Origin of the sequence: Flavobacterium geliluteum, from assembly GCF_017948595.1 — a bacterium.
In the GTDB taxonomy this organism is placed as follows: Bacteria; Bacteroidota; Bacteroidia; order Flavobacteriales; family Flavobacteriaceae; genus Flavobacterium; species Flavobacterium flavipigmentatum.
In genome coordinates, this window is record NZ_JAGFBV010000015.1 from 37,070 (window position 1) to 62,988 (window position 25,919).

At 35.6% G+C, this 25,919-nt stretch carries 25 protein-coding genes; 4 read left to right on the plus strand and 21 right to left on the minus strand.

Annotated elements, in window-relative coordinates:
- The first annotated feature begins 186 nt into the window (after positions 1–186).
- Entirely contained in the window at positions 187–945 is a 759-nt protein-coding gene (gene yaaA / locus J3495_RS10550) for a peroxide stress protein YaaA (RefSeq protein WP_210666522.1), read from the plus strand.
- A gap of 55 nt (positions 946–1,000) precedes the next feature.
- On the plus strand, positions 1,001–1,606 hold the full coding sequence (locus tag J3495_RS10555; RefSeq protein WP_210666523.1) for a hypothetical protein: 606 nt from the start codon (positions 1,001–1,003) through the stop codon (positions 1,604–1,606).
- Positions 1,607–1,662: 56 nt separating this feature from the next.
- Here J3495_RS10555 and J3495_RS10560 read toward each other — a convergent pair whose 3' ends face one another.
- The 20 genes from J3495_RS10560 to J3495_RS10655 form a co-directional block, all read right to left on the minus strand.
- Positions 1,663–3,252 carry a DHA2 family efflux MFS transporter permease subunit gene (locus J3495_RS10560; RefSeq protein WP_210666524.1) on the minus strand — a complete coding sequence of 530 codons (1,590 nt, stop codon included), beginning with the start codon at positions 3,250–3,252 and terminating at the stop codon, positions 1,663–1,665.
- Between the two features lie 4 nt (positions 3,253–3,256).
- A complete protein-coding gene (locus J3495_RS10565; protein WP_210666525.1) occupies positions 3,257–4,336 on the minus strand; it encodes an HlyD family secretion protein in 1,080 nt (359 codons plus the stop codon).
- A 12-nt stretch (positions 4,337–4,348) separates the two neighbouring features.
- Complete coding sequence (locus tag J3495_RS10570; RefSeq protein ID WP_210666526.1) at positions 4,349–5,671, minus strand: TolC family protein; 1,323 nt, start codon at positions 5,669–5,671, stop codon at positions 4,349–4,351.
- Entirely contained in the window at positions 5,661–6,290 is a 630-nt protein-coding gene (locus tag J3495_RS10575) for a TetR/AcrR family transcriptional regulator (RefSeq protein ID WP_210666527.1), read from the minus strand. Before J3495_RS10575 ends, J3495_RS10570 begins: the two co-directional genes overlap by 11 nt.
- Before the next feature lie 280 nt (positions 6,291–6,570).
- Entirely contained in the window at positions 6,571–7,332 is a 762-nt protein-coding gene (trpA, locus tag J3495_RS10580; RefSeq protein ID WP_210666528.1) for a tryptophan synthase subunit alpha, read from the minus strand.
- Between the two features lie 136 nt (positions 7,333–7,468).
- Positions 7,469–8,128 (minus strand): carbon-nitrogen hydrolase family protein, encoded by a 660-nt coding sequence (locus J3495_RS10585; protein WP_236025446.1) that lies wholly within the window; start codon positions 8,126–8,128, stop codon positions 7,469–7,471.
- A 27-nt stretch (positions 8,129–8,155) separates the two neighbouring features.
- Complete coding sequence (locus J3495_RS10590) at positions 8,156–8,473, minus strand: gamma-glutamylcyclotransferase family protein (RefSeq protein WP_210666529.1); 318 nt, start codon at positions 8,471–8,473, stop codon at positions 8,156–8,158.
- Positions 8,474–8,619: 146 nt separating this feature from the next.
- Positions 8,620–9,801 carry a tryptophan synthase subunit beta gene (trpB, locus tag J3495_RS10595; protein WP_210666530.1) on the minus strand — a complete coding sequence of 394 codons (1,182 nt, stop codon included), beginning with the start codon at positions 9,799–9,801 and terminating at the stop codon, positions 8,620–8,622.
- Positions 9,791–10,441 (minus strand): phosphoribosylanthranilate isomerase, encoded by a 651-nt coding sequence (locus tag J3495_RS10600; RefSeq protein WP_210666531.1) that lies wholly within the window; start codon positions 10,439–10,441, stop codon positions 9,791–9,793. Before J3495_RS10600 ends, trpB begins: the two co-directional genes overlap by 11 nt.
- Positions 10,442–10,500: 59 nt before the next feature.
- Positions 10,501–11,280 (minus strand): indole-3-glycerol phosphate synthase TrpC, encoded by a 780-nt coding sequence (gene trpC, locus J3495_RS10605; protein WP_210666532.1) that lies wholly within the window; start codon positions 11,278–11,280, stop codon positions 10,501–10,503.
- A gap of 77 nt (positions 11,281–11,357) precedes the next feature.
- Positions 11,358–12,350, minus strand: a complete 993-nt coding sequence (gene trpD / locus J3495_RS10610) for an anthranilate phosphoribosyltransferase (RefSeq protein ID WP_210666533.1) — start codon at positions 12,348–12,350, stop codon at positions 11,358–11,360.
- A gap of 122 nt (positions 12,351–12,472) precedes the next feature.
- On the minus strand, positions 12,473–13,039 hold the full coding sequence (locus J3495_RS10615) for an anthranilate synthase component II (RefSeq protein ID WP_210666534.1): 567 nt from the start codon (positions 13,037–13,039) through the stop codon (positions 12,473–12,475).
- A 99-nt stretch (positions 13,040–13,138) separates the two neighbouring features.
- Positions 13,139–14,539 (minus strand): anthranilate synthase component I family protein, encoded by a 1,401-nt coding sequence (locus J3495_RS10620; RefSeq protein ID WP_210666535.1) that lies wholly within the window; start codon positions 14,537–14,539, stop codon positions 13,139–13,141.
- A 297-nt stretch (positions 14,540–14,836) separates the two neighbouring features.
- On the minus strand, positions 14,837–16,111 hold the full coding sequence (locus J3495_RS10625) for a hypothetical protein (protein WP_210666536.1): 1,275 nt from the start codon (positions 16,109–16,111) through the stop codon (positions 14,837–14,839).
- 197 nt (positions 16,112–16,308) lie between these two features.
- Positions 16,309–16,875 (minus strand): YceI family protein, encoded by a 567-nt coding sequence (locus tag J3495_RS10630; protein ID WP_210666537.1) that lies wholly within the window; start codon positions 16,873–16,875, stop codon positions 16,309–16,311.
- A gap of 32 nt (positions 16,876–16,907) precedes the next feature.
- Complete coding sequence (locus J3495_RS10635) at positions 16,908–17,540, minus strand: NAD(P)H-dependent oxidoreductase (RefSeq protein ID WP_210666538.1); 633 nt, start codon at positions 17,538–17,540, stop codon at positions 16,908–16,910.
- Positions 17,541–17,544: 4 nt separating this feature from the next.
- Positions 17,545–18,009, minus strand: coding sequence for a MarR family winged helix-turn-helix transcriptional regulator (locus tag J3495_RS10640; protein ID WP_210666539.1), 465 nt, complete (start codon positions 18,007–18,009; stop codon positions 17,545–17,547).
- A gap of 280 nt (positions 18,010–18,289) precedes the next feature.
- Positions 18,290–18,769, minus strand: a complete 480-nt coding sequence (locus J3495_RS10645; RefSeq protein ID WP_210666540.1) for a DUF6691 family protein — start codon at positions 18,767–18,769, stop codon at positions 18,290–18,292.
- Positions 18,770–18,780: 11 nt separating this feature from the next.
- Positions 18,781–19,344: a YeeE/YedE family protein gene (locus J3495_RS10650; RefSeq protein WP_210666541.1), complete on the minus strand. Its 564-nt coding sequence runs from the start codon at positions 19,342–19,344 to the stop codon at positions 18,781–18,783.
- Positions 19,345–19,508: 164 nt separating this feature from the next.
- Positions 19,509–20,924, minus strand: a complete 1,416-nt coding sequence (locus tag J3495_RS10655; protein ID WP_210666542.1) for an MBL fold metallo-hydrolase — start codon at positions 20,922–20,924, stop codon at positions 19,509–19,511.
- A 262-nt stretch (positions 20,925–21,186) separates the two neighbouring features.
- On the opposite strand from J3495_RS10655, the gene J3495_RS10660 reads away from it, so the two are divergent.
- Positions 21,187–22,530, plus strand: coding sequence for a cytochrome ubiquinol oxidase subunit I (locus tag J3495_RS10660; RefSeq protein WP_210666543.1), 1,344 nt, complete (start codon positions 21,187–21,189; stop codon positions 22,528–22,530).
- 2 nt (positions 22,531–22,532) lie between these two features.
- Positions 22,533–23,609, plus strand: coding sequence for a cytochrome d ubiquinol oxidase subunit II (gene cydB, locus J3495_RS10665; protein WP_210666544.1), 1,077 nt, complete (start codon positions 22,533–22,535; stop codon positions 23,607–23,609).
- Positions 23,610–23,977: 368 nt separating this feature from the next.
- Here the strand turns inward: cydB and J3495_RS10670 are convergent, their stop codons facing one another.
- A complete protein-coding gene (locus J3495_RS10670) occupies positions 23,978–25,918 on the minus strand; it encodes an OmpA family protein (RefSeq protein WP_210666545.1) in 1,941 nt (646 codons plus the stop codon).
- Between the last annotated feature and the right edge of the window lies 1 nt (position 25,919).

Genomic DNA, 25,919 nt, shown 5'->3' on the forward strand with positions numbered 1-25,919 from the left:
ACGCCTTTTATAATCTGGAAGCTACTTTTTTAAAGAAATTATCAGTTTTGAATGTCGAATTTTATCAAAATATAAAAAGAGATTATTTTTGATCTAAGACTTTTATAGAACTATCGAACAAATCAATTTGTATCTGTGTTTTTTATGAATGCAATTTGTATTTTTGAATCAAAGAAAAAAGTACAGATGAAAATTGTTATATCGCCAGCCAAGTCCTTAAATTTTGATAAAGAGTTACCCACTTCTCACTATACAGAACCTTCTTTTTTGAAGGAAGCACGTGAGGTTCATAAAGTTTTAAAACCTAAAAAGCCTTCAGAATTGGCCGATTTAATGTCAATTTCGGATAAATTATCCGAGCTAAATTGGCAAAGAAATCAAGACTGGAAAACGCCTTTTACACCAAAAAATGCAAGACCGGCGGTGTATACTTTTGATGGTGATGTGTATACAGGTTTGGATGCTTATACGATTCCAGTTGAAAAATTGGAAGTTTTACAAAGTAAATTGCGAATATTGTCGGGATTATACGGTGTTTTGAAACCGCTTGATTTAATGCAAGCCTACCGATTGGAAATGGGTACGAAATTACCCATTGGTGACTACAAAAACTTGCACGAATTTTGGAAACCTACTGTTACCAAAGCTTTGAATAAAGAACTTGTAAAAGACGAATTATTTGTCAATTTGGCCAGTAACGAATATTTTTCTGCAGTAGATGTAAAGGCTTTAAAAGTACCAGTTATAACGCCAGATTTTAAGGATTATAAAGACGGAAAATTAAAAATAATTAGTTTTTTTGCGAAGAAGGCAAGAGGTATGATGGTGCGTTATATCATAGATACCAATGCCGAAACTATTGATGACCTAAAGGGTTTTAATTATGAAGGTTACCAGTTTGATGCTAATCTTTCAAAAGGAAATCATTTGGTTTTTACGCGATAGTTTTTTTAGGGAGTGGCAGAGGTTTTGCCTTTTTGTCTTCTAAAAATAGTTATAAATGATAAAATATAGAATTTTTACTGAAAGCAAGAAGTTTATTTTTACGAATAATGTGATTTTATGTATGGTGTTCGTGGTGACTTTTTTAGCCTATTTAGTGCATAAATATATTTTTGGATGGATTATAATTTCTGAGAGAAATTTTCAATTTGTTTTTCTATTGCCAATTTGTTTGGCTTTGTATTTCAAGTTTATTTTAAGTTGGAGTCAATATGAACCATTAAAAGGAACATTGAATACTTATATGGAACTTCATGAAGATTGTATTATTGTTGAAAAAGATAAATATTCTGTTGATGAAATCAAATCGATAAACATTTTGAATTTTGATTTTAAGGATGATCATAATTATGCTGGAAAAGGAAATTATAACGGTATATTGTCAAATGGAATTGGAAATCTTTTGAAAATAAATTTAATAAACGGGAAAAGCATAGAACTAAATTTTCAACAGGATAAAGAGAATGTATTGGCTTCTGCTAAAAAAGAATTAGTTAGTTATTATAAAAAAGGGAAAATTTCCAGACAGAATTTTGCGGAAATTTGTGGTTACGAAGATTCTGATATTGATGTAATCTCCTCAATTGTGAGATATTATTCTTAAAACACAAAAGCCGAATTAAAATTATCTAACTCGGCTTTTTTGTGTCAATTATTTTTTTAATGCATTGCATCAGCAGGATTTATTTTGTTTTTTCCTTTTTTGATTAACAGAATAATCGGAATACAAAATAAAAACATTATGCCCAAGTACATAAAAATATCAGTATATGCCATGACGGTACTTTGTTTTAGAACGGCGTAATCAAGTGCCTGATACGTTTTTTTTAGGGCAACATCTGCACTGTATCCTTTGGCTTCAAAAGCTTTTTGCATTCCTGCGATACGTTGCTGAACCTGATATTTTGCCGGATCGAGATTGTTGATCAAATTTACCCGGTGTTCCTGACTAAAACGCGTGATAAAAGTAGTAATGATTGCAATACCAAAAGAACCTCCTAATTGTCGCATCATTCCTGTAAAAGCTGCTCCTTCGCCAATATGTTTTCCTTTTAATGTCGAAAGTGATAATGTCGTGATCGGTACAAAAAGTAATCCCAAACCAACACCTCTTAATATCAGTGGCCAATACATGTGTTCTACTCCTGTGTCGGGTGTCATGCGGGTTTGCATCATAAAGGTAAAGAAGAAAAAGACCAAAAATCCAACTCCTACCATATAGCCTTGCGGAACTCCTCGTTGAATCATGTTTCCAACAAATGGCATCATGATCGCCGTTGTAATCGAACCAGGTATGAGCAGCAAACCTGCATCCGTGGCGGTCCATCCTAAAATAGACTGCGTATAGATCGGAATAATTAACGTGGAACCATATAATCCGAAACCAAGAATGAAACACATAACAGTTCCGATTCGAAGGTTTCCATCTTTTAAAACGCTTAAATTTACGATTGGATGCTCATAAGTAAGCTCTCTCCAAATAAATAATACTAATCCGAGAACACTTACAACACTTAGGGTTATAATTAGCGAATTATCAAACCAATCGTCTTGCTGTCCATGCTCTAATACAAATTGTAAGGAACCTATAAATGTTGTTAACAAAATAATACCCCACCAATCTACTTGATTGGCTTTTAATTTTTCGCCATATTTCGGACTTCTTACAAAAACAAGAGTTAGTACAGTAGCGATAATCCCCAACGGAATATTAATATAAAAGATATACGGCCACGAATAATTTTCGACTAAATAGCCTCCTAAAGGCGGACCAAGAGTAGGACCAACAATTACTCCCATTCCGTAAATGGCTTGCGCCATACCTCTTTTGGCTACAGGATAACTTTCGGTAATAATAGTTTGAGCAGTAACTAATAATGCACCACCACCCATACCTTGAACAAACCTAAAAGCGACCAACTCCCAAATATTACTGGCATTTCCGCATAAAAACGAACAGACAGTAAATATTATAATCGACGCCACAAAGTAATTTCGTCTTCCAAATTGCTGTGACAGCCAACTGGTCATCGGAATTACAATCACGTTTGCAATTGCATACGCTGTAATTACCCAAGCCACATCTGTCAAGGTAGCACCAAGGCTTCCTCGCATGTCTGTTAGTGCTACGTTTACAATCGTGGTGTCAACAATTTCCAACAATGCACAAAGTACTGCCGTAATCGTAATAATGACACGTCTGTAACCGTATTCTACTAAATCGTCTTCTCCTGCTTCTCCTGCTGTCATTATTTTATTTTAAATGTACGTCTACATCAACATTCATTCCCGGACGTAATAATTTTACTTTTTCAGGATCATTTGAGTCATCCAAACTGATTTTTACCGGTAATCTCTGAATTGTTTTTACGAAGTTACCTGTGGCATTATCAGGAGGTAATAATGAAAAACGCGATCCTGTTGCTGGAGAGAACGAAGTTACAGTTCCTTTAAATTCATAATTAGGATAAGCATCTACTTTTAAGCTTACTTTTTGTCCCACAATCATTTTATTCAATTGTGTTTCTTTAAAGTTGGCTACCACCCAAGCTTCATTATTATTGATGATGTAAAACAAAGATTGTCCCGGCTGTACCAATTGTCCTGGCTGAATATCAACTTTAGAAACCTGACCATCAATTGCAGCGGTAACTACGGTATAACTAAGGTTAAGTTTAGCAACTTCCAACATGGTTTGTGCTCTTTTGATATTAGCAGCGGCAACTTCTGTTTGTTTGTCTGAAACTTTAGATTTTGACTGAATAACCGATTTTTGATACGAACTTGCTCTTTGTTGTTGCTCTAAAATACGTACTTGACTTTCTGCTTCATCTTTTGCAGCCAAAGCCTTCTCGTACTGTTGTTTGGTGATCGTATGTGTTTTATACAAATTATCGTAACGGTTAAAATCACTGGTAATTTGTTTCAATCGAATTTTAGCCGTTTCGATAGAACCGCCGGCAGATTTTACATTCGCATCAGAAACAGAAATACTTGCATTCGCACTTCCAATATCTGCCTTTGCAGCTTCATATTGACTCTCAGAACCCAATAAAGTCGCGTTAGCTTCATCGATTTTTAACTGGTAATCTCTTTTATCAATCGTAAATAACGTGTCCCCCTTTTTTACAAAATCATTATCTTTTACATACACTTTACTAATGTAACCTGATACTCTCGGGATAATCGGATTCATTTTTTTCTCAATCTGAGCATCATCTGTTTCTTCATGAGCCAATGAATGCATGTATTTTGTTATTCCGTATATTCCGCCCACCAAAATCAAAACGGTTAGTATAATGATGAATTTCGTATTTGTTTTTTTCTTTTCCATGAGAGCTATCGATTATATTTTAGAAAGATTGAAAGATTGTGATAATTGTCCTGATACTGTTAGCAATTCGTAATATTTTTGAATGATATTCGATTTTGAAACCGCTTTGTTTATTTGCGCACTTAGTTGATCTACATCAGCCTCTAATAAATCATTAGTATCTGCCAAATCATTATCATATTTGTCTTTTACAAGTCTAAAGTTTTCAGAAGCTTGTTCTACAGCCTCCTCGTAAACAATACTTTGATTGATGGCTAAGTGATAATCTTCTATCGCTTTTTGAACTTCTACTTTTATGTGATCTGTAAGTATGGCTTCAGAAGTTTTTGCTTCTAAGGCTTTACTTTCTGCAACTTTTACATTAGCACTATTTTTGATGATTCCCGATAAATCATACGATAATCCTATTCCAAAATTCATTGCATATTTTACAGTAATAATATCTTTTAAGTCCAAAGCGGTATAACCTCCCAACAAAGCAATAGAGGGATAATAACCTGCTTTTGCTATTTTGATATTGGCTTCACTTGCTTTTCCCTGCAATCGAATCGCTTCAAGATCTTTTCTATTTTCGATAGCAACCTGATCGGTCATCGGAGCGTTATCCGTTTTTAAATTAAAGAAATCACTTTCGTTAATTTCTAACTGAGTAGTAGCAGGCAGCTTTAGTAAAGTCGTTAGATAAAAGTTAACAATATTCAAGTTGTTATTGGCTTCATCAATCGATAATTGTATTTTAGAAACCTGTAATTGCGCTTTCAATAAATCATTTCTCGGAATAATACCATTCTTTTCTAATTCTGTAAAATCAGTAACACGTTGTTTGGCTCTCTTTTGATTTTCATTCAATAAATCCAGTGTTTTTTGAGCTTTATACAAATTAGTGTAATACGTAATAACACGCATGGCTACATCTTCTTTGGTTTTGGCAGAATAAGCACTTTCAGCTTTATATAAATTTTCATTTAATTTAATGCTGTTCTGAATTTTAAAACCTGCAAAAATCGGTAAACTTAAAGTCGCTTGCCCAAACATAAGTTGATCCGGAGACGGCAATGGATCAGAACTGGCAACATCATTGTGCATATCAACAGACGCTTTTGTCAAGCGTTGGTACTGACCCGAAATTTTTAAGTCAGGATACTGATTGTTTTTTACAGATCGTAATTCATATTTTTTTGAGTTCACCTTAGTTTCCGCAAGAGAAACCTCGTTGCTTTTTGTCCAGGCCATTTTTACGGCTTCGTCTAAGGTTAAACTTGTTTTTTCTTGTGCTTCTATTGAAGAAATTCCGATAAAGAAAACTCCAAAGAGCATTAATTGATTAATTTTCATAAACAAGTAGCGCTTTTATAGTTTGTTGAATGTGCTTTGTGAGGCTGTTTTTAATATAATCGTTGTACAACGTTTCTGTATTTAAATGTAAGAGTTCCTGAAAGAAAGGTTTGTTCATGTGAAAGTGGAAAAAAGTTCCTAAAATCGTGGGTGTGATCAGCGGAATAACAACATCTGTTCTAAAAATCCCCTTAGATTGTCCTTCTCTGATGATGGTTTCCAGAGATTTTAGATTTCCTTTTTTTAACTCAGCAAAAGCGGCCAAATTCTCTTCTCTTTTTTTAGAAGTTAATTCAAAATGTAAAATTCTGTAAATTCCTCTGTTGCAATTAATTCTGTTGATGTAAATTTCAACTAATTTATTTACTTTATCAAGTGGCTCGAGATTTTCGTGCAATAATGACTCAATTTGTAATTTTAAATCAGAAGTTTTGTACAGAATTAAAGCTTCAAGAAGTCTTTCTTTAGAACCAAAATAATACGAAACCATGGCAATATTTATTTTCGCCATTTTTGAGATATCCCGTATCGAGGTGCCGTCAAATCCTTTCTCAGAAAATAGCTTTTCTGCAACCTCAAGAATCTGAATTTTTTTATCGTTTAATTCAATGTTTGACATGATCGTGTTTCTAATCGTGTACAAAATTAAACAACTGTTTAATTTAAACACTTGTTTAGTTTTTGTTTAACAAAATATTAACGTAAAACGGTGTGGTAATTTTGTGCATAAAAAAAGCTGAAATTTGTATTTCAGCTTGTATTTCTAGTAATCTTGTCATTTCGACAAAGGAGAAATCTCCGTTGCAAGATCGACAAAGATTGAGGCTTTTGATTGGGGAGTAACTTGTGGAGATTTCTCCTCCGTCGAAATGACAAATTATGATTAATAAAATACAGTTTTACCTGATCTCTCTAACAAAATCTTTAATTTTTCCGGAACCGTTTTCGCTCAAATGTTTGATAAAAGCACTACCAATAATAGCTCCTTTTGCAAATTTAGTAGCCTGAGTAAAAGTTTCTCTGTTCGAGATTCCAAAACCAATTATTTGTGGATTTTTAAGGTTCATTTTGGAAATTCTCTCAAAATAATTTTCCTGAACGTTTCCAAAACCAGATTGAGAGCCCGTAACACTGGCGGAACTTACCATATAAATAAATCCGTTTGAAACGCTGTCGATAAAACGAATGCGCTCGTCTGAAGTTTGTGGAGTGATCAGAAATACGTTTATTAAACCGTGTTTTTCAAAAATAGCTTTGTATTTTTCGGCATAAACATCAACAGGTAAATCTGGAATAATTAAACCGTCGATACCAACTTCGGCACATTTTGTGCAAAATTCTTCTATACCGTATTGCAGCATCGGATTGAAATATCCCATAATAATGAGCGGGATTTTTACGCTTTCGCGAATAGTACGCAGCTGATCAAAAAGAATTTGAGTGGTCATTCCGCTGTGAAGTGCCTGCGTAGAACTCGCCTGGATAGTGGGGCCATCAGCCAACGGATCGCTAAAAGGCAAACCAATTTCGATTAAGTCAACGCCATTTTTTTCTAAATCCTGAATGATTTGAACCGTATCGTTTAAGTTTGGATATCCAGCCGAAAAATAAATAGAAAGTATCTTTTTATCTTCTTGTAATTTTTGAGTTATTCTGTTCATTTTTATTCTTTTATTGATTCCTGCAAGGTTTTTCGAACCTTGTAGGTATGTTGTTTTTTTAATTTTTTATAATCTTACTCGTCCAATGATCATTTTGATTTTCGACCAATAATAATCCCGAATCCGAATCGTTCATCTATGCGACAAGTTCACCTTTGTTATTCCAAAAAGCACTTTTTCCGCCAGAAGGATGTCCCCAGGATACTCCGCTAAAATTAGACATCAAAATATTCATTTTATATTTTTGCGCATAATTTTGCAAATCCCGATACGCATTCGGAACCCCGTTTGGTGAGAAAAAAATACTTGCTATGTAAATTGAAGTATCTTTTTTACCGGCATTTTCAGGATGCAAAGGATTGTCAATATCGGCGCAAATTGCAAAAGAAATTTTCTGATTGTCGATCAATATCATCGGATTGTGATCCAACGAAGCCTGAAAAAATTCGTCTTCGCCTTGGTGTAAAAATTGCTTTGTATATATTTTTATCGAATGGTCGGGAGCGATGATAAACTCGCCAATAAACAATTGCTCATTTATCTGAATAGGCGCACCGGCCACAATAATAATGTTATGTTCTACCGATAATTTTCTTAAATGATCGAGTCTACTATCTTTTTTTGAAAAAGCCAATTTTGCCGCATTCTCCCGCTCGTAGCCTGTAATAGACATTTCGGGAAAGACAATTAGCTGGGCTCCTTTTTCTGCAGCCAATGTTATAAGACGATAATGATCTACTAAATTAGCTTCTATATTTCCTCGTTTTGGTTGTGTTTGTGCAGCTGCTAGGATCATTTTTTGGTGCAATTGTTTTTTCTGTTATTAACTTTCTATATAAATCCAAGCAACTAGCCCTGATTTTAAGGTGATTTGAACTCTTTTGTAAGCATTTGATTCAAATAAATCTGCTTTTGCGAGGTCTTTGCTGCTGATTTTAAAAACGATTCCTTCAATCTTATCTGAAGAATTTTCGCTTGCCGTTGCTACAAAATAGTCTGTCATACCAAATTCTTCCTCTATTTTGAGATCTTTTAGTTTATAACCTGTCAGCTGATCGGGTGTGCCGGTGAGAAGTTTATTAAAAACCTGCATTTGAATTTCTTTTGATTGTAATGTTCCGTACGAAAATAGATGTTCCATAATTGCTGTTTTTCTCGTTGTTTGTGTGCGTTAGGGATGGAAGCGATATCTCCCGATTTAGAAAAACAAGGCTTTTTAGCCGTAGTTTTTGTTAATCGGGAATTTAGCGGACAGCCCGACCCTTGGGGAACGCCCAAAATAGTCTTCTATAATTTGAAATAATCGATATAATTGTCTAAATCTTTATCGCCACGACCCGAAAGGCTAATGACCACGATGTCGGTTGGTTTGAATTTCTTTTGGTCTAAAACCGCAAAAGCATGCGCGCTTTCTATGGCTGGAATGATTCCTTCCAATTGGGTGAGCTGCAAACCTGCCTGCATGGCATCGTCGTCTGTCACTGAGAAGAATTCGCCACGACCAGTCTGCGCCAAATGTGCGTGCATAGGGCCAACTCCGGGATAATCGAGACCTGCAGAAATAGAATACGGCTCGGTGATTTGCCCGTCTGGAGTTTGCATCAAAAGGGTTTTGCAACCGTGAATAACGCCTACTTTCCCTAACTTACTAGTAGCTGCGCTGTGCCCGCTGTCAACTCCTTTTCCGGCAGCTTCAACGGCAATAATTCCAACTTCTGGCTCGTGCAAAAAGTGATAATAGGTTCCCGCAGCGTTGCTTCCGCCTCCGATACAGGCTACGACATAATCAGGGTTTTCGCGACCTTCTTTTTCTTTTAACTGCCATTTTATTTCTTCTGAAATCACGCTTTGAAAACGTGTTACCATATCGGGATAAGGATGCGGTCCGATGGCAGAACCAATAATATAATGGGTGTCTACCGGATTGTTGATCCAGTCACGGATGGCCTCGTTGGTAGCGTCTTTTAGAGTGCGTGAACCCGAAAGTGCCGGACGAACTTCGGCGCCTAACATTTTCATACGCGCTACATTGGGAGCTTGACGGGCAATGTCAATTTCGCCCATATACACGATACATTGCATACCCATTAAAGCACAAACTGTTGCAGTGGCCACTCCGTGTTGTCCTGCACCGGTTTCGGCTATAATTCGTTTTTTATTCAGACGTTTTGCAACCAATATTTGCCCGATCGTATTGTTGACTTTATGTGCTCCGGTATGATTGAGGTCTTCTCTTTTTAAATACACTTTTGTGTTGTATTTTTCAGACAGTCGCTTGGCAAAGTACAATGGACTAGGGCGTCCCACATAATCTTTTAGCAATTGGTCAAACTCTGCTTTGAAATCAGGCTCACTCGTAATTTTTAAATAATTCTGACGTAATTCTTCTACATTTGGATAAAGCATTTCGGGAATGTAGGCTCCTCCAAATTCTCCGTAATATCCTTTTTCATTGACATTATAATTCATTGTACTCTTGTTTAAGGTTTAAAATTTCAGGTTTTAAAGTTTTCTGAAACTTTCTCAATAGACTTTTGTTTTTTAATCCTGGTACTGTCTCAAATTTGCTGTTTACGTCTATGGCATAAATAGGTAAATTGAGGTTTTTTATGGCGGGTATTTCTTCAATTCCGATGCCACCACTCAAGAAGAATGGTTTTTCAGATTTGTAATTTTCTAATATTTTCCAGTCGAAAGTGACTCCGTTTCCACCGGGTAACTTTCCTTTTGTATCGAATAAAAAGTAATCACATACTTTCTCGAAAGGTAGTAAAACTTCGAAATCAAAAATTGCTTCAACAGAAAATACTTTTATGATTTCGATTCGGTTCCCGATTTTATCTTTCAATTCCTGGCAGAAGGCAACAGATTCTTTTCCATGCAATTGTACCGCCTGCAAATCGTAGTGATTGATTTTGGATATAATATTTTCGACGGTTTCGTCTACAAAAACACCGACTTTTTTGATTGTTTTGATCAATTCCGGAATCTCACCGTCAAAATAACGAGCAGATTTTTCGTAGAAAATAAACCCCATATAATCGGGTAGGAGTGCTCCTATTTCGAGTATATTGTCGGGATATTTCATACCGCAGATTTTGAGTTTCATTTTTTAATGCTTTAAACTAAATTATTAATTCTTAAAAGATGTATTTTTTACCGCTGAGCCTAAAGCTGTTTGATAAATTCAGTTGCGGCTTTTCCAGCGTTATTGGTTTTCATAAAATTTTCGCCTATTAAAAATCCCTTGAAACCATAAGGCCTTAGTTCAGTAATAGCTTCGACTGATGAAATACCGCTTTCCGAAACTTTTACAAATTCATTTGGAATTTGCGAAGCCAATTGCTTGCTAAAATCAAGGCTTACTTCGAAGGTTTTTAAGTTTCGGTTATTTACGCCAATTATGTCTAATGTAGGCATAATTGATTTTTCTAACTCTTCCTGATTATGTACTTCTAATAAAACTTCTAAACCTAAATTTTTAGCAAAAGTCGAAAGAGATTTAATTTCTTCACGTGTTAAAACCGCAGCAATCAAAAGGATCAGATCGGCTCCAAAAGCTTTGGCTTCGAGAATTTGATATTCGTCTACGATGAATTCTTTTCGCAAAAGCGGAATATTGACACTAGCTCTTGCTAAAAGTAAATCGTCTAGTGAACCACCAAAATATTTCCCGTCTGTTAAAACCGAAATGCCACAAGCTCCTGCATTTTCATACCCTTTTACCACTTCTTCAACCGTAAAATCATGATTGATGACGGATTTTGATGGGGAACGGCGTTTGTGTTCTGCAATGATTCCGCTTGAACTTGTTTTTAGTTTTTGACTTAAAGAAATCGTTGCTCTTTCAAAAAATACAGAATTCTCCAGTTGCGATACTGGAATAATAGCTTTTTTAAGAACGACTTCTCGGTGTTTATCGAAAATTATTTTATCTAAGATATTCATTATGTTATTTGTTTCAGGTTTCAAGTTTCAGGTTCGTTCCAACTAATTTGAAACCTGAAACAAAAGAAACTAATTTTTTATTTACTTAATTCTTGTAATGTTTTTAATGCTTGATGTCCTTTTCCAGAGAACAGACTCTCTTTTGCTAATTCAAAACCTTCTAACGGAGAACATTTTGTGACGGTTGCAATAGCCATTGCGGCATTGGCACAAACCACATTGTTCTGAGCTTCGGTTCCTTTACCGGAAATAATATTAACAAACATATCTGCAGATTCCTCGATGGTTTTTCCGCCTTCAATTTGGCTTTGCGATAAAAGGTGAATGCCAAAATCTTCCGGTTTGAGCATGCCTTCTATATGATTCGAAATGGTTTTGGTTGGCCCTGTCAAAGAGATTTCGTCATAGCCGTCAAGCGAATGTAAAATCGTAAAATTGACATCGGTACTTTGGTACAAATACGCATAAATTCGGGCTAATTCTAGGTTGAAAACACCAACCAATTGATTCTTTGGAAATGAAGGATTTACCATAGGTCCCAACATATTAAAGAAGGTTTTTACCGCCAATTCTTTACGGATCGGACCAACGTTTTTCATCGCTGGGTGAAATAGGGGAGCGTGCAAAACGCAAATTCCGGCTTTGTCGATACATTTTTCTAAAAATGAAGCATCATTACTAAATTGGATGCCCATTTTCTCCATTACATTACTCGATCCAGAAATCGATGAAACACCATAATTTCCATGTTTTGCGACTTTTATTCCGGCTCCAGCTGCCACAAAAGAAGCCAATGTTGAAATGTTGAAAGTGTCTTTTCCATCACCGCCAGTTCCACACAAGTCGATTGTATTATAAGCAGACAAATCAACACGAACGCACAATTCTAGCAACGCTTCGCGGAAACCCGAAAGTTCTTCAATAGTAATACTTCGCATCATAAATACCGTCAAAAATGCCGAAATCTGACTCGGATTGTAATGACCACTCGAAATGTTAATCAATACATTTTTGGCTTCTTCTTTGGAAAGTATTTCGTGGTTGATTAATTTATTTAATATATTTTTCATTGTTTTTAAAGGTTCTAAGTCACTAAGCAACTAAGGTTCTGAGTTTTTTTTAAGTTTAAAGTTTCAGGCTGCAAGCTTCTTTTGTTTCAAGTTTCGTAACCTGAAATTTGAAACAAAAGAAACTAACTCTTTATCCAATTCTCTAAAATCCTTTTTCCGTTTGGAGTTAACACACTTTCGGGGTGAAATTGTACACCTCTTACATCAAATGTTGTGTGGCGAAGCGACATAATCTGACCGTTTTCGTCAACAGAAGTGGCTTCTAAAACATCCGGTAAACTACTGTCTACTACCCAAGAATGATATCTTCCTACTTCAAATTCGTTCCCCAAACCTTCAAACAAAAGTTCATCCGAAACTACTGTTTTTACATTCGTAGCAACTCCGTGATACACTTTGTCAAGGTTTGAAAGTGTTCCTCCAAAAACTTCTCCAATTGCTTGTTGCCCCAAACAAACGCCCAAAATACTTTTTGTCGAGGCATATTTCTGAATCACTGCTTTTAATAATCCTGCTTCCTCTGGAATTCCCGGTCCTGGTGAAAGTAAAATTTTATCAAAAATGGCAATTTCATCGATGTCAAATTCGTCATTTCTGTATACAATAACTTCGCAGTTTAAATCTTCTAAATAATGCACTAAATTATAAGTGAAACTATCGTAATTGTCTATAACTAATATTTTTTTCATTTTTTTAAGGTTCTAAGTTACTAAGGTTCTAAGGTTCTGATTTTCTATGTTCCAATAATTTGAAACTTGAAATTAAAAAACTTGAAACTAAAATTTTTACTATATTTTATCTGCCATTTCTAATGCGGTATTCAATGCTCTTAGTTTGTTGTACACTTCCTGCATTTCGCTTTCTTCATCTGAGCTAGCCACGATTCCAGCGCCTGCCTGACAATGCAATTGATGGTTTTTACTGAGAAAAGTTCGAATCATAATGGCGTGATTAAAATTGCCTTCAAAATCCATGAAGCCAATCGCTCCTCCATAAAAATTACGATTTGTTTTTTCGTAATCTTCAATCAATTGCATGGCTCTGTGTTTTGGGGCTCCACTTAAAGTTCCGGCTGGAAAAGTATCGGCAACTACTTGCATCGTGGTTGCTTTTTCATGTAAATGTCCCGTAACTTTTGAAACTAAGTGGATCACATGAGAGAAAAACTGTACTTCTCTGTATTTTTCTACATTTACATCGTGACCATTTCTGCTCAAATCGTTTCGGGCCAAATCAACCAACATTACATGTTCGCTATTTTCTTTTTTGTCTTCTGAAAGTTCTTTGGCCAAAAGCGCGTCACGCTCATCATTTCCTGTTCTTTTGAACGTTCCGGCAATGGGATGAATCTCAGCCTTTCTGTTTTTTACAATAATTTGTGCTTCGGGCGAAGAACCAAAGATTTTAAAATCGCCATAATCAAAAAAGAATAAATAAGGAGAAGGGTTAATGCTTCGCAAAGCTCTGTAAACATTAAATTCATCACCTTTGAAACCTTGTGTGAAACGGCGTGATAAAACCAGCTGAAAGACATCGCCACGGAAACAATGTTTTTTTGCCAAAGCCACATTATGCTTAAATTCTTCATCTGTTAAGTTAGAGAAACCTTCGCCTTCTTTGGTGAATTTGTACGAAGCGATATTTCGTGATTGTAATAATTGCTCAATTTCAGAAATATTGTTTCGACCGTCAACACTGTGGCAAAAAATATACGCTTCATTTTTGAAATGATTGATAGCAATAATATTTTGATACACCGCATAAAAAACATCCGGGATAGAAGTAGCATTGTCTTTTTTGGCAATGGCGACTTTCTCGAAATAACGAACAGCATCATACGAAATGTATCCAAACAAACCATTATTGATGAATTTAAAATCGTTTTTCTCTGATTTAAATTGACTAGAGAATGCCTGAATTACTTCTGGAATATTGGTTGAAGCATCAATGGCAATTTGCTCTGTTGTTCCGTCAGGAAAGCTTTTCGAAATAATTTCGTTTTCGATCTTAATGGTAGCAATAGGGTTGCAGCAGATGTATGAAAAGCTATTGTCATTGCCATGATAATCACTACTTTCTAGCAATAAACTATTCGGAAATTTATCTCTAATTTTAAAATAAATGCTCACTGGCGTAATGGTGTCCGCCAGAATTTGTTTGTAATGAGTGTTGAGTATAAAAGGTTTCAAAGTATTTCGTTTTTTAAATTTTAATTTATTTTTAATTGAGTTTTGACCAAAAAAAAAAGGCTTGTCGTGATGACAAGCCTTTTATATTTATAGTTTTACAATACCATAGGAAGCTTTGTTCACGACGTTTGACGTAAATTCTTCCACCACCAAGTATTGTTCATTATTGTTTTCATATCTTATTTTGATTTTACAAATATATAAATGTAATTTGAATTAGAATACATAAATTTTCAAAAAAAAACTTTATAAACTTAGAAATTTGTTAGATTTCAAAAACAATAATTTTATACTTGCTTAATTTCCGATGGCAAGCGTATTGTTTTGGTTCATTCTAAAGTCTGGATTCCCTTTGATATTTGGTAATGTAAACAACTCACTGTTTTTGATTTTAGTGTATGAAAGCTCTAATTCGGGTTTGTTATAAAAACTTTGAACGATAGTATTGCTACCTGTAGATTCGCTTGTAATTCCGCCATTGCAATTGTTAATAATCAAATTTTTGAATATAAGTTTAGATAAATTTACCTCTCCATTACCAATATTTCCTTCTAACAAGGCAAAAGGGCTAAAGCCTGAAATGATGCTGTTGGTTAGATTAAAAAAAGTATCTTCTCTCACAAAAATAGATTCACGAACCAAACCTTGGTTGTTTTCTTCCAGATTTACAAGTGTGATATTGCTGGCGTTTATATGAGTAAATTTTTTAGAGACGTCTGTGTTTTGAATTTTATCATAAGAATCTACTTCAAAACATCTTGAGCCTGAAACATCCGATGAAAAAGGATGACGAATCGCAATACTGTTACTGATATTGATTTGTGCACCTTGCGTAAAATCAAAATCATCATCGGTTGTACGGTATGAAATCAGATTGCTCATGTTTAATTCTCCTCCGTAACATTCAAAAGAGTCATCATTTGAGAAACTAATTTGTATATTATTGATAACGGTTTTGCGACCAACTCCCGCCAATGATAATCCGTTAAGTTCCTTTTGAGCACTTAATTTTCGACCCGAATATTCAATTCGAATATATCTTATGATACCCGAGTTGTCATCAATTTCTTGGCCTCCGTAATGGTTTATCACTGGATCCAGATCAAAAGGCAAAGGATGTATTCCGCCAAGAGTATTTATGGGAGCTTTTCCTAAAATTATAATTCCGCCCCAGTCGCCTGGTTTTCTGTCGTTTACTTCTTTATTCGATGTAAAAATAATAGGATCTGTTTCTAGTCCTTCAGCTATAATTTTTGAACCATTTGCGATAACGAGAGTGCCGCAAGTTTTGTCGTCTCCGCGAATTACTGTTCCCGGTTCTATAGTCAGAACGGCGTTATTTGTTACGTAAACTACCCCAACGAGCTGGTACGTATTGCGTTTGTAAAGTTTGGTGTCTTTGTCGATCGTTCCAGCAATTATATTGGTCGCTTCATTGTATTCGATGGCAGTAGGCTTAAAATTGGTCCAGTTGCTCATCCAGTTGGTATTTCCGGTGATTCCTTTTTGTTGTGCCTGAAGAAAAAAACTGCTTAACAGCATTAGAAGTGCAATATGCATTTTTGTTTTCATAATTTTGATTGCTAGTTTTGATATTTTTATTTGTCCCAAAATTAAAAGACTCATGTTAATCAAAACCCCAATCATTATTACCAAAGTGTTATGTAAAGATTATGAACGTTATTTTTTTGAATATATCGCAAAAAAGAAACCTCAATAGCACAAGCTTTTGAGGTTTCTTTAATAGATGAACGAGTAAGTCTGAAATATTAGAATTTTAAAACTACTGCCAATTCGAAATCGTCATTGATTGTTTTGTCTCCTAAGTTTTCGAAGAAGTTACCAGAATTGTATTTGATGTCGTATTTAGTTCTGTCAACTTTGAAAGCTGTTGTAGCAGAATTTCCGCTTACTGCGATGTCAAAAGTAACTGGTTTAGTAATTCCTTTGATGGTTAAATCAGCAGTTACTGTATATACGTCAGTTGCTTTAGCTCCGATAGTTTTGAAAACTAATTTTGCTGTTGGGAATTTTTCAGTTCCAAAGAAATCGTCTGCTTTCAAGTGACCATTCAATTTTCCTTGGTATTCTCCAGTTAAATCTGTAGCAGTCAATGAAGTCATGTCTACTGTAAAACTTCCGCCAGTTAATTTTTTCCCTTTAAAAACAACAGCTCCGTCTTTAAAATTTACAGTTCCAGAGTGTTCTCCAGTTACTTTTTTTCCTACCCATTTGATAGTACTTGCTTTTACGTCGATTTTTTTAGTTTGAGCATTTACAGAAATGCTAGCTACCGCTACGAATAATGCTATTGCAATTGTTTTTAAATTTTTCATGTTCTTTAAAATTGATTTTAGATTAATATTAATTATAGTTTGATAAATAATTCTTCTTGTGATTTTCTAACTTTTTTGTAATGTTGTGCTTCGTCTTCATCGTGTCTGTAGCCTATTGGTGCAATAACAGAAGCGTTTAAACCTAGTTTGTCAAAACCTAAGATTTCATTAAATGCAGCAGCATTAAATCCTTCCATCGGAGTTGCATCGATTTTCAATTCAGCGGCAGCGTTTAATAAGTTGCCTAATGCAATATAAGTTTGTTTGGCTGTCCAGTTATTTTTTGCTTCAGCCGATAAGTTTGCTATCGAGCCTTTTACCATGTCACTAAATCCTGCTAAAGCTTCTAAAGGTAATCCTCTTGTTTCGCTAATATTGGTCATGTATTTGTTTACAGCATCTTCACCAACGTTTACGTCATTTGCAAAAATAAATAAGTGTGAAGCGTCTGTAACCTGAGTTTGTCCATAAGCGGCAGCTTTTAGTTGCTCTCTTATTTCTGGATTTTCTACAATAACAACTTTGTAAGGTTGTAATCCGTACGAAGAGGCACTTAAGCGTACTGCTTCTTTTATTGTGTTTAGATCTGCATCAGCTATTTTCTTGGTAGCATCAAATTTTTTGGTAGCATATCTCCAATTTAGGTTTTCTAAATATGTGCTCATAATTTTAATTATTTGTATTGGTTCTGTATTTTTCTAATAAATAATTTAATAATTCTAATTCTTCAGGACTTATATTTTTTGCAAAAAAATGTTCATGTTGATCTACTTTTGGGTCCAGTTCTTTCAAAATATCCAATCCTTTTTGAGTGATCAGGACTTCAATTTTTCTTCGGTTGTCCGAGCAAACATTTCTTGTCACCAAATCTTTTAGTAATAATTTGTCTACCAATCGAGTCGTATTACTTGTCTTTGCTAACATACGCTCTTGTATGACACACATGTTGGCAGGTTTTCCTTTTTGGCCTCTCAATATTCGTAATACATTATATTGTTCTCCAGATAGATCATACGGCTTCATTAATTCACTAAAGTTATCATTAATCACGTTCTGCGTGTACATGATGTTCAGAATAACTTTTTTCGCATTATCCATCTTAACTGTACTTTTTATAACCTCTTCAATTGTCATAGTCGTAAGTGTATAATTTGTATATACAAATTTATAACTTTTTATAGTTGTATATACAAGTGTTGTGTTAATTTTAAGTTAATACTGCCGGCTGGAATATTGACATTTACTGTTAACTGAATAATTATAGATAAAGTTACAGTAATTTTTTATATTTAAATAATTGATTTTATGGTGTTTAACTATTGTTTAAAGTTGTGACTGAGTATGCTTTGTTGCAAAAGAAAACCCGACACGTAAAAAAACTGTCGGGTTTGATGGAATAAAAAAGGTAAAAATATTAATGAGGTAACTTGTCTTTAAAGTAGCCATACACCCAAGTTCCTAAAATAGCACTGACTAAAGTGACAACAATTACGGTAACTCCCGTTCCAATCTGAGCAAATAGTGGTCCTGGACAAGCTCCTGTAATGGCCCAACCAAAACCAAACAACAGCCCTCCATAAATTTGTCCTTTATTAAAGGTCTTAGGCTGAATTTCTATTTTTTCGCCTTGAATGGTTTTGATATTGAATTTTTTTATCACCTGAACCGAGATGATTCCTACTACAACTGCGCTTCCAATAACACCATACATAAAGAAAGATTGCAACTGAAACATTTCCTGAATGCGATACCAGCTGATGATTTCTGCTTTTACGAATACAATTCCAAAAACAATTCCTACTAAAAGGTATTTTAGGTTCGAAAATACTGAATCTTTCAATTTACTTGCGTTGATGCCTTCTGTATCTGTATCTTCTAAATTTGAATTTGACATTTTCTAAAATTTTAAAGTGAAAGAATATAAGGTAGAATCAGGTTGGCCATGATAAAACCTCCGATCATAAAACAAATTGTGGCCACCAAAGACGGCCATTGCAGGTTTGAAATTCCCATGATCGCATGCCCGCTGGTACAACCGCCTGCGTAGCGAGTTCCGAAACCAACCAGAAATCCTCCAACCACAATCATGATAAACCCACGAAGTGTAAATAAACTTTCCCACGAAAAGAGCTGCTTGGGAAGCAATCCCGAGTGATCAGTGATGCCATAAGATGCTAATTGTTCTGAAAGTTTTGCATTGATTTCGATCGCATTTGGATTAGATAGAAAATAAGCAGCGATCATTCCACCAAGGAAAATGCCGAAAACGAAGAATAAATTCCAGCTTTCTTTCTTCCAGTCGTATTTAAAGAAAGTAATATTTGAAGGAATACAAGAGGCGCAAATATGGCGCAATGACGAACTGATTCCGAATGATTTATTTCCGATAATTAATAAAATAGGAACGGTTAGCCCAATTAGCGGACCGGAAACGTACCATGGCCAAGGTTCTTTTAGGATTTCTAGCATATTTTTAAGGTTCTTAGTTGTAGAGGTTCAAAGGTTCAAAGGCTTAACCATTATCGCTTTTCGCATCTTTATGTTTGTTATTTTATTTTTAGATTCTGAGTAGCAGAGGCTCAAAGGTTAAAAAAAACCTTTGCTACTTTGTACCTCTGCACCTTTGCATCTTTTTATTTTAATACTTTACTCTGACAAACAAAATCAGATTTTGGAATATTGGTGTTTGCGATAGCTCCAAAACCGCCTTCAATTTCGGTAAAGTTTCTAAAACCGCGTGCCTGCAAAATCGAAGCTGCAATCATGCTGCGGTAACCGCCTGCGCAATGCAAATAAAAATGCTCGTTAGTGTTAATATCTTTTACCCAATCATTAATGTAAGCCAACGGTTTGTTGTACGCATTGTCAATATGTTCTGCACTATATTCTGTTTCTTTACGAATGTCGATTACTTTACTGTCCTCAGGTTTAAACTCTTTTGAAAATTGCTCAGCCGAAATTCTATTAACGCTATCTACTTCAAAACCTGCTTTTTCCCAAGCTTTAAAACCACCGTCAAGATGTCCGATAATCGCATCAAAACCTACGCGACTTAAACGCGTTACGGCTTCTTCCTCTAAGCCAATTTCGGTAACCAATATAATAGGTTGTTTAACGTCGGCGATTAAAGTTCCTACCCACGGTGCAAAATCACCGTTGATACCAATATTTACAGACTGCGGAATAAATCCTTTGCTAAAATCACTATTATTTCGGGTGTCTAAAATCAAGGCGCCAGTTTCTTCGGCTACAGCCTCAAATTCTTTAACATCAATCGCTTTCATCCCGTTATTCAAAACCGATTCGAAACTTTCGTAACCTCCTTTATTCATTGCGACATTCATACCAAAATAGGCTGGCGGAGGTAATAATCCATCTGTAACTTCGGTAATAAATTCGGCTTCGGTCATGTTAGCACGCAACGCATAGTTTGTCGCCTTTTGATTTCCTATCGTCGAAACGGTTTCTTTGCTCATGTTCTTTCCACAGGCACTTCCGGCGCCGTGTGCGGGATATACGATTACATCATCTGGCAAAGGCATAATTTTATCTCTTAAAGAGTGAAACAAAATTCCGGCCAGTTGATCTTGGGTCATTCCCGCTGCTTTTTGCGCTAAGTCGGGACGTCCTACATCACCAATAAACAAAGTGTCCCCAGAGAAAAGTGCGTGATCTTTTCCGTTTTCATCAATCAATAAAAAGCTTGTGCTTTCCATCGTGTGCCCGGGAGTGTGTAACACCTTAATGATAATGTTTCCTATTTTGAATTCTTGTCCGTCTTTGGCTGAAACACAATCAAATTTGCAGGTAGCATTAGGGCCGTAAACAATAGGCGCCTGAGTTTCTTTGCTAAGATCGACATGTCCCGAAACAAAATCGGCATGAAAATGCGTTTCAAAAATATATTTCAATTGTACCTTATCACGTTCTAAACGATCGAGATAAGGTTGGATTTCTCGTAATGGGTCAATAATGGCAGCTTCACCATTTGAAGTAATATAGTAAGCACCTTGCGCTAAACATCCAGTGTAAATTTGTTCTATTTTCATGATAGTATATCTAAAATATTGTTTGACAAAGGTAACTCTGTTTTTTCGGAAAGTAAGTGACTAATGTTACAGAAATCATTTTTTTTGATTAAAAATGTTTAGAATATTATTGAATAACCCGCATAAGCAAATTTAAGTTTTTCTCTATAAAACATGAAGCATAATTTTTAATGAGGCACCAAAAAATTAAATGTTTTTTGTGGTTAGAAATCTGGCTTTTAATAGGTAAATTTGTGGAACTTCATAAAACAAATACCGCTCTATGGAAGAAATGCTTTTTTATGACCGAATGCAATTTGCCTTCACCATTACCTTTCACTATCTTTTTCCGCAGCTAACAATGGGTCTTTCGCTGATTATTGTTTATTTTAAATGGAAATACCTCCGAACTAAAAATGAACAATACAATCATGCTACTCATTTTTGGATGAAGATCTTTGCCCTGAATTTTGCAATGGGTGTCGTAACAGGAATTCCGATGGAGTTTCAGTTTGGTACTAATTGGGCAAAATTCTCAGAATTGACGGGCGGAATTATCGGACAGACTTTGGCTATGGAAGGCATGTTCTCCTTTTTTCTGGAGTCATCCTTTCTCGGCATCTTTTTATTTGGAGAAAAAATAATAGGGCATAAGTGGCATTTTGTAACCGGATTATTAATTATGATTGGTTCGTGGGCGAGCGGTTACTTGATTATAGCAACACACTCCTGGATGCAGAATCCAGTTGGTTATGAAATTCTTGAAAACGGAAAATTTGTTTTGACCAACTTCAAGGCTTTGTTCCTGAATCCGTGGTTATGGCCTTCTTATTTGCACAATCAGGCAGCTTCTTTGGTCACAAGTTCTTTTGTGGTAGCCGGAATTGGAGCTTTTTATATTCTGAGTCAAAAGAATGTTTCTTTCGGCAGATTATTTGTAAAGACAGGCGTTGTTTTTGGTTTGATTTCGAGTCTTTTTGTAGCGGTTCCAACAGGTGATTTACTGGCTAAAAATGTGGTGAAATATCAGCCTGTAACTTTTGCTGCTATGGAAGGAATTTTTCATACCGAAAAAGAAGGTTCTGAAATTGTTTTAATCGGTCAACCTGACGTAAAAGATAAAAAATTAGACAATAAAATTGCTGTGCCTAATATTCTAAGTTTCTTGACGTACGGGAGCTGGAACGAAGAAATTAAAGGTCTGGATAAGTTTGATCAAGACTTGCATCCTACCAATATTTCGGGACTTTATTATGCCTATCATATTATGGTGGGACTCGGAACGTTATTTATCGGTTTGATGGTTTTGGCTATTTTTCAATTAATTAGAGGAAAATTATACCAAACCAAATGGATTTTATGGTCGCTGATGTTTATGATGCCGTTTCCTTATATCGCCAACACCACGGGCTGGTATACTGCCGAATTAGGCAGACAACCGTGGCTCGTTTATAATTTATTGCGAACTTCTGCGGGAGCTTCGCCAACTGTTTCTTCGGGAAATACATTGTTTACTTTGTTGGGTTTTATAGGATTGTATCTTTTACTCGGAATTTTGTTTTTGCTTTTAATTGGAAAAATTATTAGTAAAGGCCCGCACACAGAAGTCATAACTGAAAATATATAAGTATGGAATTTTTTTGGTACGTAGTTTTAATGGGAATTCTGGCCGTTTACATTGTATTAGACGGTTACGATTTTGGAGCAGGAATTATTCATTTGTTTTTTGCCAAAACAGAAAAAGATAAAAAAGCAATTACAAGCGCCATTGGCCCGTTTTGGGATGCCAACGAAGTTTGGATTATTGCGGCGGGAGGCGTATTGTTTTTTGCTTTTCCTACTTTGTATGCCTCTTCTTTCAGTGGTTTTTATTTGCCTCTGATCATGATTTTATGGCTGTTGATTTTTCGTGCTATTGGTTTAGAAATGCGCGGTCAGGTGCATCATCCGATGTGGGAAGCCATCTGGGATAAAGCTTTCGGAATTGCAAGTTTGCTTTTGGCCTTGTTTTTTGGGATTGCTCTTGGGAATATTGTCCGTGGTGTTAATCTCGGAATGGTAACCAACGGCGTTTCTACGCAAGAAGCACATTATTTCTTTTTGCCTTTATGGAATCCTACTTTTAGTCCACAAGCCAATGAATTGGGAATTATTGACTGGTTTACGCTCTTTTTGGGAGTAGTGAGTGTCGTTGCTTTGATGATTCACGGCGCCAACTGGATTATTTTCAAAACCAATTCGTCTTTGAATCCTCAGCTTAAAAAGTTGGTTTTTAAACTTAATATTGTCTTGCTGGTTTTGGTTATTGTTTCGCTGCAAATCTGGCATTTTATTGAGCCGAAGCCGTTTCATAATTTTGTTGAAAACCCGATTTTATGGTTTTTCCCAATGATGACTTTTGTTGGTATCATCGGATTGTTTAAGGTCCGATCGTACCAAAAAGATGGCTTGGGATTTTTATTCTCGAGTTTGTTTTTGGTGGGCGGTTTTGCCTCAACAGCGGTTTCTATTTTTCCTAATGTTTTACCCTCAACCAATAAAGTCAATCCTTCGTTAACGATTTATAATACTGCCGCTGGCGAATATGGATTGTATGCGGGAATGAGCTGGTTTTTTATCGCTTTGTTTCTAGTGATTGTTTATTTAATTGTGCAATACCGTGTTTTTACTGGTAAAATGGATGAGGTTGGGTATGGGGAACATTGATTTTTTTGAGTTTTTTGCTGCAACTTGACAGATTTTTTATTAAATCTTGTTTTGACAATTCATTAGCTTAATGTGATTGCTTCGTTCCTCGCAATGACTTTAAGCAACGTCTGACTGAAAAGTACAAATTACTATTTATCTAGTAAAAAAGGAAAGTTCTAATTTAGCTGAGAGTTGCGTTAGGGATAGGAGCGATATCCTTTTTGTTTTTTCTTTAAAAACAAAAAGATAAAGCGGATAGCCCGACCGAAGGGAACGCCCAAATAATGAAAACACTAGATTTTAAACAAAAAAAAGACCGACTCATTCGGGGGGATGAGCCGGTCTTCTTGGGTTAAGCTTTTTTATAAATAAAGATTCGGGATGCTTTATTGCATAGAAACAATAACAAATTCGCTTCTTCGGTTTAACTGATGCTCTTCTTCTGTGCAAGGCACATTATCGGCGCATTTGTTTACCAACTGGCTTTCGCCGTAGCCTTTGCCGGTTATTCTGGAAGCGGAAATTCCGTTTTGTATAAACCATTGAATGGTGGCTTTGGCTCTTTTGTTAGACAAAGCCATGTTGTATTTTTGTGTTTGTCTGCTATCTGTATGAGAGCGAACATCTATTTTCATGTTTGGATATTGTTTCATTACCGCTAAAACTTTCTCCAGATCGAAGGCTGCTTCTTTTCGAATAAAAGATTTATCCAGATCAAAGTAGATAATAGGAATGTCGAGGGTTTTGGCCAAGTCTGTTCCAACACCAATTTGCTTGATTTGCTTTTCGAGCTTTACATCTAGTTTTGCTTTATCATCTGAAGGATTAATAGTAATAGGACTTTCGTTGGTTTCATAATCTTGCTTGGCAACTCTGATATGATAGGTTTTGCTGCATTTTACATCAAAATTGTAAGTACCATCTGCACCTGAAGTAACTTCGGTAATTTGCTGAAATTTATCGTCAAGCAAAATTACTTTTGCATCGCTTACCGCCTGATTAGTATCGGCATCTACGATTGTTCCTGACAATTTTTTCTCGCAATCAAGTTTTTTGGTTTCTGTAAATTTATAGATATCATCATTTCCAATTCCGCCTTGTTTGTTAGAAGAGAAAAAACCTTTTCTGGTCGTATGGTCAATGATAAAGGCAAAATCGTCAAATTTTGTATTTACAGGTTCTCCGATGTTTTGCACGCGGTCAAAACTTGCATCTTCCTTGATTTTTGCTACAAATATATCAAGTCCTCCTAAGCCTGGACGTCCGTCGCTGGCAAAATAAAGTTCATTGTCGCCTGATATAAAAGGAAATGTCTCGCGACCTTCTGTATTGATTTGCGAACCTAGATTTTCGGGTTTTCCAAATGTACCATCGGTATTAATTGTCACACTATACAAATCAGACTGACCTAAAGTTCCCGGCATGTCTGAGGCAAAATACAGTTTTTTTTCATCTGCGCTTAAAGCCGGATGCGCAACACTAAACTGATCGCTGTTAAAAGGTAATTCTACAACATTGGTCCAGGTGTCATCTACAAAATCTGCTTTGTATAATTTTAATAGTGTAATTCTCTTATCGTCCTTTCCTTTTTTTCCGCGTAAAAAGTTATTTCTTGTAAAATACATCGTCTTTCCATCTTTGGTAAAAATGGGTGTAGATTCATTAAATTTAGAATTGATCTTTTTCTCAAGGCGTGTTGGATTTTGTAAATTTCCATCCGCATTTAAATCTGCAGTATACAAATTCGTAAAAGACCTATTGGTCCATTTGAATGTTTTTCTGGCTACACTTCCGGTATCGCGGGCTGAGGCAAATACTAATTTGTTATTGAAAACAGTGCTGCCATAATCAGATTGTTTAGAATTTATGCCTGCATCCAGTATTTCGAATCTTCCTGAATTTGCTTGAATTTGCTCGAGATAGTTTTTATTATTTTCGAATAAAACACCTCTGGTATCTGTTTTGACTTTCTCGTTAAAAAGGTCAAGCATTTTGTCTGATTTGGTATAATCACCTGCAGATTTTAGCGCCTGAGCGTATCTGTAATAATATTCGGGCTCTTGCTGATCATTGAGAGCAAATAAGGCATCGTACCATTTTACAGCTTTGGTCAGTTCTGCATTAAAATAATATGCATTTCCTAATCTCTGAAACATTTTTTCGTCCTTATACCCATTTTCTGCTACTTTTTCATAAATAGCAATAGCATCTATATACGCATACTGATCGTATTGTTTCTCGGCTTTACTTAATATTGCTTTTTGAGCCATTACGCCAAAAGAGACAGACGACAAAAAAGCAGTATAAATTAAAATTTTTACTTTCATA

Excerpts from the sequence above, each read along its gene's own strand:
- yaaA (WP_210666522.1), top strand. The coding sequence starts at position 187 with ATGAAAATTGTTATATCGCCAGCCAAGTCCTTAAATTTTGATAAAGAG.
- J3495_RS10555 (WP_210666523.1), top strand. The coding sequence starts at position 1,001 with ATGATAAAATATAGAATTTTTACTGAAAGCAAGAAGTTTATTTTTACG.
- J3495_RS10560 (WP_210666524.1), bottom strand. The coding sequence starts at position 3,252 with ATGACAGCAGGAGAAGCAGGAGAAGACGATTTAGTAGAATACGGTTAC.
- J3495_RS10565 (WP_210666525.1), bottom strand. The coding sequence starts at position 4,336 with ATGGAAAAGAAAAAAACAAATACGAAATTCATCATTATACTAACCGTT.
- J3495_RS10570 (WP_210666526.1), bottom strand. The coding sequence starts at position 5,671 with ATGAAAATTAATCAATTAATGCTCTTTGGAGTTTTCTTTATCGGAATT.
- J3495_RS10575 (WP_210666527.1), bottom strand. The coding sequence starts at position 6,290 with ATGTCAAACATTGAATTAAACGATAAAAAAATTCAGATTCTTGAGGTT.
- trpA (WP_210666528.1), bottom strand. The coding sequence starts at position 7,332 with ATGAACAGAATAACTCAAAAATTACAAGAAGATAAAAAGATACTTTCT.
- J3495_RS10585 (WP_236025446.1), bottom strand. The coding sequence starts at position 8,128 with ATGATCCTAGCAGCTGCACAAACACAACCAAAACGAGGAAATATAGAA.
- J3495_RS10590 (WP_210666529.1), bottom strand. The coding sequence starts at position 8,473 with ATGGAACATCTATTTTCGTACGGAACATTACAATCAAAAGAAATTCAA.
- trpB (WP_210666530.1), bottom strand. The coding sequence starts at position 9,801 with ATGAATTATAATGTCAATGAAAAAGGATATTACGGAGAATTTGGAGGA.
- J3495_RS10600 (WP_210666531.1), bottom strand. The coding sequence starts at position 10,441 with ATGAAACTCAAAATCTGCGGTATGAAATATCCCGACAATATACTCGAA.
- trpC (WP_210666532.1), bottom strand. The coding sequence starts at position 11,280 with ATGAATATCTTAGATAAAATAATTTTCGATAAACACCGAGAAGTCGTT.
- trpD (WP_210666533.1), bottom strand. The coding sequence starts at position 12,350 with ATGAAAAATATATTAAATAAATTAATCAACCACGAAATACTTTCCAAA.
- J3495_RS10615 (WP_210666534.1), bottom strand. The coding sequence starts at position 13,039 with ATGAAAAAAATATTAGTTATAGACAATTACGATAGTTTCACTTATAAT.
- J3495_RS10625 (WP_210666536.1), bottom strand. The coding sequence starts at position 16,111 with ATGAAAACAAAAATGCATATTGCACTTCTAATGCTGTTAAGCAGTTTT.
- J3495_RS10630 (WP_210666537.1), bottom strand. The coding sequence starts at position 16,875 with ATGAAAAATTTAAAAACAATTGCAATAGCATTATTCGTAGCGGTAGCT.
- J3495_RS10635 (WP_210666538.1), bottom strand. The coding sequence starts at position 17,540 with ATGAGCACATATTTAGAAAACCTAAATTGGAGATATGCTACCAAAAAA.
- J3495_RS10640 (WP_210666539.1), bottom strand. The coding sequence starts at position 18,009 with ATGACAATTGAAGAGGTTATAAAAAGTACAGTTAAGATGGATAATGCG.
- J3495_RS10645 (WP_210666540.1), bottom strand. The coding sequence starts at position 18,769 with ATGTCAAATTCAAATTTAGAAGATACAGATACAGAAGGCATCAACGCA.
- J3495_RS10650 (WP_210666541.1), bottom strand. The coding sequence starts at position 19,344 with ATGCTAGAAATCCTAAAAGAACCTTGGCCATGGTACGTTTCCGGTCCG.
- J3495_RS10655 (WP_210666542.1), bottom strand. The coding sequence starts at position 20,924 with ATGAAAATAGAACAAATTTACACTGGATGTTTAGCGCAAGGTGCTTAC.
- J3495_RS10660 (WP_210666543.1), top strand. The coding sequence starts at position 21,187 with ATGGAAGAAATGCTTTTTTATGACCGAATGCAATTTGCCTTCACCATT.
- cydB (WP_210666544.1), top strand. The coding sequence starts at position 22,533 with ATGGAATTTTTTTGGTACGTAGTTTTAATGGGAATTCTGGCCGTTTAC.
- J3495_RS10670 (WP_210666545.1), bottom strand. The coding sequence starts at position 25,918 with ATGAAAGTAAAAATTTTAATTTATACTGCTTTTTTGTCGTCTGTCTCT.